Annotated in this window: 13 protein-coding genes; 3 read left to right on the forward strand and 10 right to left on the reverse strand. The window is 64.3% G+C overall.

Annotated features, from left to right (window positions below):
• Window positions 1-233: 233 nt before the first annotated feature.
• Window positions 234-899: a FadR family transcriptional regulator gene (locus J0H39_13265; GenBank protein ID MBN9497718.1), complete on the reverse strand. Its 666-nt coding sequence runs from the start codon at window positions 897-899 to the stop codon at window positions 234-236.
• Between the two features lie 89 nt (window positions 900-988).
• Here J0H39_13265 and J0H39_13270 point away from each other — a divergent pair, with 89 nt between their 5' ends.
• Window positions 989-1879, forward strand: coding sequence for a fumarylacetoacetate hydrolase family protein (locus J0H39_13270; protein MBN9497719.1), 891 nt, complete (start codon window positions 989-991; stop codon window positions 1877-1879).
• Window positions 1880-1908: 29 nt separating this feature from the next.
• Here J0H39_13270 and J0H39_13275 read toward each other — a convergent pair whose 3' ends face one another.
• The 8 genes from J0H39_13275 to J0H39_13310 form a co-directional block, all read right to left on the reverse strand.
• Window positions 1909-2976 carry a tartrate dehydrogenase gene (locus tag J0H39_13275; GenBank protein ID MBN9497720.1) on the reverse strand — a complete coding sequence of 356 codons (1068 nt, stop codon included), beginning with the start codon at window positions 2974-2976 and terminating at the stop codon, window positions 1909-1911.
• A 10-nt stretch (window positions 2977-2986) separates the two neighbouring features.
• Entirely contained in the window at window positions 2987-3625 is a 639-nt protein-coding gene (locus J0H39_13280) for a polysaccharide deacetylase family protein (protein MBN9497721.1), read from the reverse strand.
• A 4-nt stretch (window positions 3626-3629) separates the two neighbouring features.
• Window positions 3630-5138, reverse strand: a complete 1509-nt coding sequence (locus J0H39_13285; GenBank protein MBN9497722.1) for a tripartite tricarboxylate transporter permease — start codon at window positions 5136-5138, stop codon at window positions 3630-3632.
• Between the two features lie 10 nt (window positions 5139-5148).
• Entirely contained in the window at window positions 5149-5604 is a 456-nt protein-coding gene (locus tag J0H39_13290) for a tripartite tricarboxylate transporter TctB family protein (protein MBN9497723.1), read from the reverse strand.
• A 36-nt stretch (window positions 5605-5640) separates the two neighbouring features.
• A complete protein-coding gene (locus tag J0H39_13295; protein MBN9497724.1) occupies window positions 5641-6840 on the reverse strand; it encodes a CoA transferase in 1200 nt (399 codons plus the stop codon).
• 34 nt (window positions 6841-6874) lie between these two features.
• Window positions 6875-7267: a Zn-ribbon domain-containing OB-fold protein gene (locus J0H39_13300; protein MBN9497725.1), complete on the reverse strand. Its 393-nt coding sequence runs from the start codon at window positions 7265-7267 to the stop codon at window positions 6875-6877.
• A gap of 12 nt (window positions 7268-7279) precedes the next feature.
• A complete protein-coding gene (locus tag J0H39_13305; GenBank protein MBN9497726.1) occupies window positions 7280-8482 on the reverse strand; it encodes a thiolase family protein in 1203 nt (400 codons plus the stop codon).
• 97 nt (window positions 8483-8579) lie between these two features.
• Complete coding sequence (locus J0H39_13310) at window positions 8580-9542, reverse strand: tripartite tricarboxylate transporter substrate binding protein (GenBank protein MBN9497727.1); 963 nt, start codon at window positions 9540-9542, stop codon at window positions 8580-8582.
• Window positions 9543-9748: 206 nt separating this feature from the next.
• Between J0H39_13310 and J0H39_13315 the strand changes: the two genes are divergently transcribed.
• Window positions 9749-11164, forward strand: a complete 1416-nt coding sequence (locus J0H39_13315; protein MBN9497728.1) for a CoA transferase — start codon at window positions 9749-9751, stop codon at window positions 11162-11164.
• 79 nt (window positions 11165-11243) lie between these two features.
• Window positions 11244-12041 carry a helix-turn-helix domain-containing protein gene (locus J0H39_13320; GenBank protein ID MBN9497729.1) on the forward strand — a complete coding sequence of 266 codons (798 nt, stop codon included), beginning with the start codon at window positions 11244-11246 and terminating at the stop codon, window positions 12039-12041.
• A gap of 189 nt (window positions 12042-12230) precedes the next feature.
• Here the strand turns inward: J0H39_13320 and J0H39_13325 are convergent, their stop codons facing one another.
• Window positions 12231-12422 (reverse strand): hypothetical protein, encoded by a 192-nt coding sequence (locus J0H39_13325; GenBank protein MBN9497730.1) that lies wholly within the window; start codon window positions 12420-12422, stop codon window positions 12231-12233.
• Between the last annotated feature and the right edge of the window lie 33 nt (window positions 12423-12455).

A 12455-nucleotide genomic window follows, 5' to 3' on the forward strand; every position in this document is an offset into this window, starting at 1 on the left:
GCCTCCATGCGCCGCTTCCGCAAGAGCAATTGAAGCCGGTGATTCAATGTTTTCTTCGCGGTCCGGATGGTGGGCGCTACAGGGATTGAACCTGTGGCCCCTACCATGTCAACGTACGCGGACAGCACGCGAGTTCAAGCGTTTAAAGATGGGGTTTCCCGCAGATCAAGCTTCAATCTGCGGGAAATTCGCCGCCGGTTCTTTCCCCTGAGCGCGGAACTGAAGGGCCGTCATCACGCCTCGGTCCGCGAGCGGACCGACAACAGATGCGCGCGCATCAACGCCGCCGATCGTTCGCCATCGCGCGCGGCGATCGCGGCGGCGATCGCGTCGTGTTCGTCGAAGCTGGCATGGGTTCGCGGCGGCGATTTGGATTGTCGGGGCCGCGACCAAACGACCGATCGGCGGACGGCGTTGACTGTCTCGAACAAATGGAGAAGCATTTTGTTGCGGGTCGCCTTCGCGATCGCGAGATGGAATCGTTCGTCCCACGCCTCGTAGACGCGCCAGTCGCGCGCTTCGCGGCAGCGCCGCCCGCAGACCGCGATCTCGTCGAAATTCGCCTTCACGCCATGGATGGCCGCAAGGCGCGCAAGCTCGGGCTCCATCGCCATCCGCGCTTCAACGACTTTCGGCGGTTGCGCCAGACCGGCAAGGTAGTCCACATCGTCGAGATCGAAGATTGGTCGCGCGCCCAGAAACGTGCCGCGCCCGACATGGCGCCAAATGAGGCCGTCGGCCTCGAGTATGGCGAGCGCTTTCCGCAATGTCGTGCGCGAAACGCCGAATCGTCCGCAAAGCGCCCGTTCCGGCGGCAAGCGATGGCTGTGGCCATAGCCGCCTTCCGAATAATGCAGCCGCAGCCGCTCGGCCAAAGCATTCGCATGCGCGTCGGGCAAGTCTACCAATCCCCCGATTGGTCGCTCAAACCGGCTTCACATCCGCGCGCGCGCGACGCTAACTGCGCGGGAAACCGGGAGGACGGAACATGCATCTGGCGACCTTGAAACGCGGCGGACATCTCGAATGTGCGGCGATGTTGGAGGGCGGCGACGCCCTGCGGCTGGGCGACGCCTTCGCGTCGCTTCAAGCCTTGATCGAAGGCGGCCGCGCGGCGCTCGACCGCGTGCGCGGCATGGTGGCCTACGCCGACAAGACGCCGCAGTTGATCGTGCGGGCGAGCGATGTGGAACTCGCCGCGCCGCTGCCGCGCCCCGCGAAAAACGTGTTCTGTGTCGGCCGGAACTATGCCGAACATATCGCCGAGGGCGAGCGCGCGCAGAAGATCAAGATCGGCGTCGCCGAGAACCCGATCTTCTTCACCAAGCCGACGACGACCGTGGTCGGGCCCGGCGCGAACGTGCCGCTGTTCCCCCATGTCTCGACTCAGATCGACTACGAAGTCGAACTCGCCGTGATCATCGGCAAACCCGGCCGCGACATACCGCGCGATCGCGCTTACGAACATGTGTTCGGCTACACGATCGTCAACGACGTCAGCGCCCGCGACGTGCAACGCCGGCATGGCGGCCAATTCTTCAAAGGCAAGGCGCTGGACGGTTCCTGCCCGATGGGGCCGTGGATCGTCACTGCCGACACCGTGCCATCGCCGGGAAATCTCGGTATCCGTCTGCGGGTGAACGGCGAGTTGCGCCAGAACGGCAACACCTCGGCGATGATCTTCGACATTCCGACGTTGATCGCGTCGCTCTCCGCCGGGCTGACGCTGGAACCGGGCGACATCCTCGCGACCGGCACGCCGTCGGGCGTCGGCTACGCGATGGAGCCGCCCTGCTTCCTCAAAGACGGCGACGTCGTCGAATGCGAGATCGACGGCCTCGGCAAACTCACGAACGGTTTCGCGACCGCGCATAAATAGCCGCTCCGCTCCGCTTCGCGTCGCCGGCGTCACAATGCGTCGGCGACGGCTTTGCCGCACGCGATCGTGTCGGCCGTGCCGCCCAGATCGCGGGTGCGCAAGCTCTTCTCGGTCAGCACGCGCTCGATCGCCGCGACGATCGTGGCGGCGGCGTCCGGCCGGCCGAGATGGTCGAGCATCATCGCCCCCGCCCAAATCTGGCCGATCGGGTTGGCGATCCCCTTGCCCGCGATGTCGGGCGCCGAGCCGTGCACCGGCTCGAACAGCGACGGAAAGCGGCGCTCGGGGTTGATATTGCCCGACGGCGCGATCCCAATCGTGCCCGTGCAGGCCGGCCCCAGATCCGAAAGGATGTCGCCGAACAGGTTCGACGCGACGACCACATCGAAGCGATCTGGGTTCAGCACAAAATGCGCGGTCAGAATATCGATGTGATATTTGTCCCAGCGCACGTCGGCATAGTCCTTGGCGATCGTTTCGACGCGCTTGTCCCAATAGGGCATCGTGATCGAAATGCCGTTCGACTTGGTCGCCGACGTCAGATGCTTACCGCGTTTGCGTGCCAGCTCGAACGCGTAGCGCACGATGCGATCGACGCCGATGCGAGTCATCACCGTTTCCTGCATCGCGAATTCGCGCTCGGTATCGGGAAACATGATCCCGCCGACCGAGGAATATTCGCCTTCGGTGTTCTCGCGCACGACGAAGAAGTCGATCTCGCCCGGCTTGCGCCCCGCCAAGGGCGACGGCACGCCCGGCATCAGCTTGCAGGGGCGCAAATTGACGTATTGATCGAATTCGCGCCGGAAGCGGATCAGCGACCCCCAGAGCGAGATGTGGTCGGGCACGCGATCGGGCATGCCGACGGCGCCGAAATAGATCGCGTCGTGCCCGCCGATCTTCGTCTTCCAATCGTCGGGCAGCATCTGCCCGTGTTTTTCGTAATAGTCGCAGGAGGCGAAATCGAACGCCTCGAAATCGAGACCGATATCAAATTTCTTCGCCGCCGCGTTCAGAACGCGCACGCCTTCCGGCACGACTTCCTTGCCGATCCCATCGCCCGCGATCAGCGCGATACGCATTACGTTTCCGGACATCCCTCGAACCTCACGCCGCTTGAAGTACACGCGACAGGATTTCCGTCGGCCGGCCGCGCCGCAGCGCCACGCAATCGGGCGGGAAATCCTGTTCGAACGCGAAGCCGCGATCCTTCAACGCGCCGATGAACCCGTCGAGATGGCGCATCGCGATCGGATGGATATCGTGCAACACGACCAGCGGCCAGTCGAGCGATTCCGCTTGGCGCAGCGCAGTATCGGGCCAAGTCTCCTGGTCCTTCCAATCGCCGGGCACGGAATTCCACAACACACAGGTATAGCCGCCCGCCGCGAGATGATCGGCCGCGACCCGGTTGAGCGCGCCGTCGAGCCGCCCGCCGCCGCCATAGGGCCGGAAAAGCCGCGCCGAATGCGCCAGCCCGCCGATCGCCGCTTGCGTCTGCTCGATCTCGTCGCGCACGAATTCCGCGTCGCCGCGCTCGCGGAACGGCTTGCTATGGCTCCAGGTGTGGTTGCCGATCCAGTGCCCTTCGGCGCGCGCGCGTTCGACGGCGGCGCGAGCCCCCGCCACCTTATTGCCGACCACGAAGAACGTGGTTTTGATGCCGTGCTTGGCCAGCACGTCCAGCACGAAGGAGGTCACCGCCGGATCGGGGCCGTTGTCGAATGAAAGCGTTACGCGGCGCATGGGATCAATCCTCCGCATTCTTGAAAATCTCGCCGCGCGCCTTGAACAGGGACGGCACGAAGGTCAGCCCCGCCACCAGGATCACGCTGGCCATCAACAGCGCGCTGATCGGCCGTTCGACGAAGACCATCAAATCGCCATCGGCGATCAACATCGCGCGGCGGAAATGTTCCTCGATCATCGGCCCCAGAACGAAACCAAGCAGCAACGGCGCCACGTCGCAACCCAGACGCGATAGCAGATAACCGCCGAGCCCGCCCGCGGCGAGGATATAGAGATCGATCGTGCTGTCGTTGGTGCCGAAAGCGCCGATGCACGAGAACGCGACGATTCCCGGAAACAGAAAGCGATAGGGAATGCGCAGCAGGCTTGCCCACACGCCGACGAGCGGCAGGTTCAGGACCAGCAGCATCGCGTTGCCGATCCACATCGACGCGATCAACCCCCAGAACAAATCGGGTTGCGTGACCATGACGCGCGGCCCCGGCTGGATGCCCTGCACGACCATCGCGCCGACCATCAAGGCCATCACCGCGTTGGACGGAATACCCAGCGTCAGCATCGGAATGAACGATGTCTGCGCGCCGGCGTTATTGGCGCTTTCCGGCCCCGCGACGCCTTCGATGGCACCCTTGCCGAACTTGCCGGGATCGCGCGCGAATTTCTTCTCGACGGCATAGGACGCGAACGACGACAGGAACGCGCCGCCGCCCGGCAGTACGCCGAGGAACGTGCCCAAGACCGTCCCGCGCAGGATAGGCGCAACGCTGCGCTTAATGTCGTCGCGCGTGGGCATGATGCTGGTCAGGCGATGCACCGTGTGACGCAGCTCGCCGTCCGTCTCGAGATTGCGCAGGATTTCGGAGATGCCGAACACGCCGACGGACAGCGCGATGAAATTGATGCCGCTGCGCAGCTCGTCGAGCCCGAGCGTAAAGCGCGTCTCGGAGGTGAAGACGTCCGTGCCGACAAGGCCCAGCATCAAGCCAAGCGTGGCCATCGCGAGGCCCTTCAGCGGCGAGCCCTGCGACAGCACGACGACCAGCACGATGCCGAGCAGCGACAACGAAAAATACTCCGGCGAGCCGAAGCGCAACGCGAATTGGCTGAGCGGCGGCGAAGCCATTGCGAGAACGACGGTGGCGATCGTGCCCGCGACGAAGGACCCAATCGCAGATATCGCCAGCGCCGCCCCGGCGCGTCCTTGGCGCGCCATCTGGTGCCCGTCGATCGCGGTCACCGCACTGGAAGGCTCGCCCGGCAAGTTGATCAAAATGGACGTGATCGATCCGCCGTATTGGGCGCCGTAATAGATCCCCGCCAGCATGATCAACGCGATCAGCGGCGACAGCCCGAGTGTCACGGGTAGCAGCATCGCGATCGTGGCGCTGGGTCCGATACCGGGCAACACGCCGATCAGCGTGCCCAGCGTGCAGCCGATCAGGCAGAACAACAGCGCTTCGGGCGTGAACGCGACCGAGAAGCCGACGATGATTCCGTCGAACAGGCCCATATCGCCGCCCTCAGCCGAAAAACGCGGGATTGAGCAGCGGGATCGCCATGCCGATTCCGTAGTGGAAGACGGCGACGCAGAACGCGGTCACCGCCACGACGATACAGAGGCCCTCGCGCGGCGCGATCTGGCGGCTCGCCGTCACCGAAAGGCCACAGGACAAAACCAGCGCCGGCACGAACCCCAAGCCGCGCAGCGTCATGCCGAACACGACAGGGGCCGCGACGATCGCGACCAGTGCACGCGGATTGATCGGCGCCAATTGACGTAACTCGTCCAACCGGCCGCCGGCGATGATCGCCAAGCCGAACAGGACAAGCAGGCCGCAGAGCGTTAGCGGAAAAAACCCGGGGCCCATGGCCCCGGGCGTTCCGATTTCCAGCGCCGTCAGGACATGGGCGCCCGCCAGAACGCCGATTCCCAAAAACACCAACCCCGCGGTTACGTCGATACGGTTGCGCGTCATGGCGACTCCTCCCCCGAATGCGATCTTACGACGGGTTCAAGCCCGTTTTGCGGTCGTCGTATCGGGGCCGTAGAGCTCCTCAAGCACTTCCTTCGTGTGTTGGCCCAGACCCGGCGGATCGCGCCGAACCGCGGGTGCCGCCACATCGCGCCACGGCATGCCGGGGATCACGACCTTGGTGCCCGAACCCGGCGGATACTCGATCTCCATCAGCGAACCGCGTTGCAGCACATGGGGCAGCTTCACGACTTCGTCCAAACGCAGGATCGGCTCCGACGGAATACCGCGTTTGTCGAGTTCGGCCAGCCAATAATCGGCGGGCTTTGTCGCGAAGATCGCGTAGATTTCCTTCAACATCCGCACGCGGTTGATGTTGCGATCGACCTGCGTTTGATACTGCGGGTCTTTCGGCAGATCGGCGAATTCGGGGATCGACGTGAACGCCTTCCACGCCTTCTCGTTCGTCACCGCCATGACGAATTCGCGGTCCGAAGCCGGGAAGCTTTCATAGGGCGCCATCAGCGGATGCGCATTGCCCATCCGCGCATAGGGCTTGCCCGTCGCGGTGTAGGTCACGATCTGCTGGTTCAGCACCATCATCAGCGCGTCGAGCATCGCGATATCGATATAGCGGCCTTTGCCGGTTTCGCGACGCTCCATCAGCGACGCCATGATCGACACCACCGCCGAAAAGCCGCCGACGATGTCCGCGACCGGCCCGCCGGCCTTGATCGCCCGGCCTTCGGGCTCGCCGGTCGCCGACATCAGTCCGCTGACCGCCTGCACCATCAGATCGATGCCCGGCCGATGCGCCATGGGGCCGGTCTGGCCATAGGCGCTGATCGAGCAATAGATGATGTCGGGCTTCACTTTCGCGACGGTCTCGTAGTCGAGCCCGAAACGCTTCATCGTGCCGGGGCGGAAATTCTCCACCAGCACGTCGGCAGTCCGGATCAGATCGAGGCAGATCTTGCGGCCTTCCTCGGTGTGCAGATCGACTTCGACCGAGCGCTTGTTGCGGTTCGACGACATATAGGTCGCGAAGGGAGGGCCCCAGTAACGGGATTCGTCGCCCGTTCCCGGCATCTCCAGCTTGATGATGTCCGCGCCCAGATCGCCCATCAGCATCGTCGAATAGGGGCCCGCGAGGGCGCGCGAAACGTCGACCACACGAACTCCGTTCAAGGCGCCTTTGCGGCCTTGCGCCGACGCGTTCGCGTTCGAATTGCCTTCCATGGTCATCTCACTCCTTACGGTGACGCGAACGCGTTCAAGCCGGCTCGAACATCGGCAACGTGATCTCGTCGGACATTTTTTCGTAGCGCACGCGCAGTTTCGTGCCGATTTGCAGCTTGTCGGGCGCTTGGGTCACGATGTTCGAAACCATCATCGCCCCTTCGTCCAGTTCGACCAGCGCCACGATCAGCGGCCCCTGGATATCGAAGCTCGACCGCGGCGCGACCGTGTAGGTGTGGATTTTCCCGTTGCCGCTGACGACCGTCCATTCGAGTTTGCGCGACGCGCATTCCGGACAGACATAGACGGGGTAATAAGCGTAGACGCCGCAATCGCCGCAGCGTTGCAACTTCATCTTTCCGTCGCGGCACGAATCCCAGAAGGGCTGCGAGATCTTCGACGGGGTGGGCAAAGGACGTGACGTCATCGTGTTCGCTCCTCAGTCGCGGGCGAGAATGGCGATCGAATGGTTGGAGGCGACGGCGCTGACATTCGTCGCCAGCGCCAGCTTGGCGTTTGGCACCTGGCCGGCCCCGCCTTCGCCGCGCATCTGGCGCGCGGCTTCGATGATGTGATTGATGCCGCCGCTCGAGCCGAAAGAAAGCAGCCCGCCATGCGTGTTGACGGGCAGTTCGCCGCCCAGTTCGATCCGGCCGTTCTGCGCGAACGCCCCGCCCTCGCCCTTGGCGCAATAGCCAAGATCCTCGAGTTGCAGTAGCACCGTGATCGTGAACGAGTCGTAGAGTTCGGCGACGTCGATGTCGCTCGGCTTCACGCCCGCCCGACCGAAGGCCTGTTGGGCCGCAACTGACTGAACGGTGCGCGTCAGGCCGAAGCGCGCCTTGTCCTCCGCCCGCGCACCCGTTGCGCGCGCGAGATGCGCGAGATGGTAATAGGACTGCGCCTGCCCCATGCCCAGAATCCGCACCGGCTTGGCCTTCAGATCGCGCGCGCGTTCGCGCGACGTGATCAGAATGGCGCCCGCCCCGTCGCAGATCGGACTGCAATCGAGTAGCCGCAACGGCGTGCTGACCAATGGCGAGGCAAGCACGTCGTCGACCGTGATCGGATCGCGCTTGAACGCCTTGGGATTCAGCGACGCGTGCTTGCGGCAAGCGACCGCGATCGCCGCGAGTTGCTCGGACGTCGTCCCGAATTCGTGCATATGGCGTTGCGCCACCATCGCGTAGACGCCCGGCACCGTGATGCCGAACGGCACCTCGAACTCCATCGGGTGCGCGCCGTAGTCGATATAGGCTTTGAGACCCGTCCCCTTGGGCACGCCGGTCAGGATGTTGTCGCCGCGGATCAGCAGCACCGCTTTGCATTGACCGGTTTCGACGGCCCATTTCGCGATCTGCACGCCGTTCAGATAGGACTGGCCGCCGGTGCGCAGCGTGTCGCAGAACAGCTTGCAATGGATGCCCAGATGCTCGCCGATGATCATGTGGTGGCGGATGTTGTCGTTGAGGAAGGTCCCCGACGTCATCAGCCCGTCGATATCGTGCTTGTCGATCCCGGCGTCTTCGATGGCGAGCATCGCCGCGTCGACATGGAGTTCGGTGGGATTGGATCCGACAAGGCGGCCGACGGGCGGCTCGCCGATGCCGGCGATCACGGCTTCGGTAGCGGGTGAAGGCATCTGACTTTTTCCTGCGCGTTGCTGGTTTGGGGCCGCGCGCCGGACGCCGCACGCAAGGGGCGGCCGGGCGCGAACTGTCGGCGTATCGCCGATGCGATCAGCTCTTCGGAATGCCGGCGGCGGAAATGATCTCGCCGTAGCGGCGACGTTCTTCGTCGGTGAATTTCTGGAACTCGGCGGGCGACGCGGAACCGTAAGGTTCGGAGCCCGTCTTCTCGAGCGCCTGGACGACGGCGGGATCGGCCAACGCCTTGGCCACCGCGTCGGCCAGCTTGGCGACGATCTCCGTCGGCGTGCCGCTGCGCGCGAACAGGCCGTACCAAGACGTGATGACGACGTCGTAGCCTTGCTCGCGCAGCGTGGGCGTGTCGGGCGCGAAGCGCGAACGCGATTCGCTGGCGACTCCCAGCAGCTTCAATTGACCCGATTGCAGACCGGGCGCGAACTGCGACAGCGAGTAGAACATCATGTTCGTCTCGCCGCGCATCAGGTCGAGAACAACCTGCGAGCCGCCTTGGTACGGAATGTGGCGCAGGCGGATGCCGGTCTTGAGTTTCAGCAGCTCCGCCGACAGATGCGCCGACGTGCCGATACCCGCCGACGCGAAGGTCAGATTGCCGGTCTTCGCCTTGGCGACGAGCGCGTCGACATTCGCAAGTCCGCCCGAAGTCGGCACCGCGAGGAACAGACTTTGCCCCGCGACGCGCGCCACGCCGGTGAAATCTCTGCCCGGATCGTAGGGCAGATTGCGGAACATATTGGGGTTGGCGACATGCGTCGCGACCGTACCCCAAAGCAGCGTGTAGCCATCGGGTGCGGCCTTCGCCGCGCGCGCGGTGCCGGGGATCGACGCAGCCCCGCCTTCGTTTTCGACGACGATCGCTTTGCCGAGATGCTTTTCGGCCGCCGGCAGAACGATGCGCGCCATGCTGTCCGCCGCCGAACCCGCCGGCAACGGCACGATCACCGTAACGGGACGCGTGGGATAGGACTGCGCGAACGCGGCCGTCGATAGCGCGACGCCGAGACAGACCGACAGGCCTGCGAGCCGGAGCGACATCTGTTTTCCTCCCTTGACTATTTTCCGAATTGCGGAAATATTTCCGTTATTCGATAAAATGCCTGCCTTCGGACGGCTTGTCAATCCGCATCGACGAAGAATCTCTCGCTGCACTGCAATAAACGCCAAAGCATCCCTTCCCGCTCCCAAATCAAAACCACCGAGAAACGGATATTTTTCCGTCATTCGGAATATGAGAGGAAACGATGAAGACGCACGCTCCGCAGATCTTGGCCGCTTTGCTCGACCGCCTCGGCCTGCCCAACGATCGCCCGGAAATCCGATTCGCGGGCGAAGATCCGATTGTGGCGAGCCGCTACCGCCCGGCTTTGGCGAGCGCCGTGGCGCTCGCGGCCAACGCGGCGGGCGTGTCGGACATTTGGAAACTGCGCGGCGGCGATGCCCAGACGATAGATGTGAGCCTGCGCCGTGCGGCCGTCCCGGGCTTGCGGACCGTGTCCTATATCAAGCGCGACGGCTACGCGTTGCAGCTCGCGCGCCCCGCGTCGGAACGGAAGGTCTTCTTCACGACCGCCGATGGACGGCAGATGTATCTGCTGCGTCACGCCTTCTATCACGAGCATTTCAGCCGCCTGCTCGCCTTTCTCGGTTGCGGCGCCGATACCGCGGCGATCGAAATAGCCGTCGCACGCTGGCGGGCCGACGAGCTCGAAGATGCGCTCGCCGACGCCAAGGTGATCGGCGCCATCGCGCGAACGCGCGACGAATGGCTGGCGAGCCCGCAAGGCCGGCATCTCGCATCGCGCACGCCGGTGGAGATCGAGCCGATCGGCGCCGGCGCGCCGATGCCCTTCGCGCCGGCCGCGCGCCCGCTGGCGGGGTTGCGCGTCGTCGATATGGGTCATGTGCTGGCCGGCCCCGTCGTGTCGCGCCAGATGGCCGAACAAGGCGCGGAAGTGATCCATGTCTCGGCGCCGCATCAACCCGACCCGACGCATATCGTCGTCGATACGGGTTTCGGCAAACGCTCCGCCTTCGCCGATCTCGACCGGCCCGGCGATCTCGCCAAGCTGCGCGAACTGATCGCCAGCGCCGACGTTTTCGTCCATTCCTGGCGCCCGAGTTCGCTCGACGCGCGCGGCTTGTCGCCCGCCGCGTTGGCGAAACTCAACCCGGGCCTCGTCTATGTTTCGGTCAGTTGCTACGGCTATGACGGGCCATGGGCGTCGCGCGCGGGTTACGACCCGTTGGGCCAAGTCGTGAGCGGACTCGCCGTCGGCGAAGGTTCGCTCGATGCGCCCGTCCTCGCCGCAACCTTTACGCTCAACGATTATCTGGCCGGTTACCTCGCCGCGGCGGGCGCCAACGCCGCCCTTTTGCGCCGCGCGCGGACGGGCGGCAGCTATCACGTGAAGGTATCGCTGACCTCTTGTTCGATGTGGCTTCAAGAATTGGGACAATTGCCGCGCGAACAATGGCCCGACGGACCGCGCGGAATCGGTACCTTGCCCAACCCCGAAGCCGCCGATTTGGCGATCCGCGCCACGCCGTTCGGCGAAATCGAGCATCCCGTGCCGATCGTCCGCTATTCCGGCACGCCGGCGCATTGGGAACTGCCGCCGGAGCCCGCCGGCGCCTCTCCGCTACGGTGGGTTGGCTGAGATGCGCGACACGCTTGCGCCCGCCCCGAAACTAGGATTTGAAAGACAACGTCGAACATCCGACTCGGTGAGGGCGAATTTGGCGAAGAGCCGCGACGACATCGAACAAAGCGACGATCCCGATTTCGTCAAATCGCTGGCCAAAGGCTTGGCCGTGATCGAGGCGTTCGGTGCGGATTCGCCGTCGATGACGTTGAGCGGCGTGGCGCAGAAGGTGGGCTTGAGCCCCGGATCGGCGCGGCGGGTGCTGTACACGATGGTGAAGCTCGGCTACGTTGCCTACGACGAAGCCAGCAAGCGCTTCCATTTGACGGCGCGGGCCCTCCAACTCGGCTATTCCTATCTCGCGTCGCTGCCCGCGCTCAATCTCATCCAGCCGCGCTTGGTCGAGCTTTCGGACAAGCTCGACGAATCCTGTTCGATCATGACCCTGGACGGCGCGGAGGTCGTCTGCGTGGCGCGCGCCACGGCCAAACGCCTGCAGCGCGACTACATGGCGGTCGGCACGCGTTTCCCCGCGAACGCGTCGGCGTCCGGCAAAATCCTGCTCGGCGATCTGTCGCCCGCGGACTTCGAACGTCGATTCCCCGACGGCCGCAAACTGCCTGCCATCACGCCGTTCACGATCTGTGACAAGGCGGCGCTGATGATCCAGATCGAGGATGCGCGGCGCAAAGGCTGGATCTACACCAATCAGGAAACCGCGCTGGGCATGGCGTCACTCGCCGTGCCGATCCGCGCGGGCGGGCGTATCCGCTACGGGCTTTCGACCAGCGCCACGCTGACCTATGACGGCCCGACGATCGTCGAACGCTATCTGCCCGAAATGTTGCGCGCCGCCGAAGCGATGTCGCGCTTCCTCGACGCGCGTTACTAGATCGAACACGGAGCGTCTGGCTCGGCTCAAATATCGGGATTTCCGGATGGTGGGCGCGGCGGGATTGAACCCCGCGACCCCGACCACATCAACCCACGCAGACATCCAGTGAATTCAACTGGTTAAAGATCGGGTTTCCCGGAGATCGCGCGGCGACTTGCGGGAAATCCTATCTCAGACCCGGGTGCCCTAGCCGATCGGCGGCAGCGTCGTGTCGCGACCTTTGGTGTGCTTGAGCGCGCGTCGATGGACCGCCATGGCGCGACGCTGCGCCTTCCTGATTCGCGCAAAGCAGATCGACGCGAGTTTCTTCAGGAAATTCAGCATGGCATCGAACCTTTCACCGTCGTGACGAACTTCAGCGACGCGTTCGAATTTCATGAGCATCTGAGACATAGGCGCCCTCCCCTTCGT

The organism is Alphaproteobacteria bacterium (assembly GCA_017308135.1).
In the GTDB taxonomy this organism is placed as follows: domain Bacteria; phylum Pseudomonadota; class Alphaproteobacteria; order CACIAM-22H2; family CACIAM-22H2; genus Tagaea.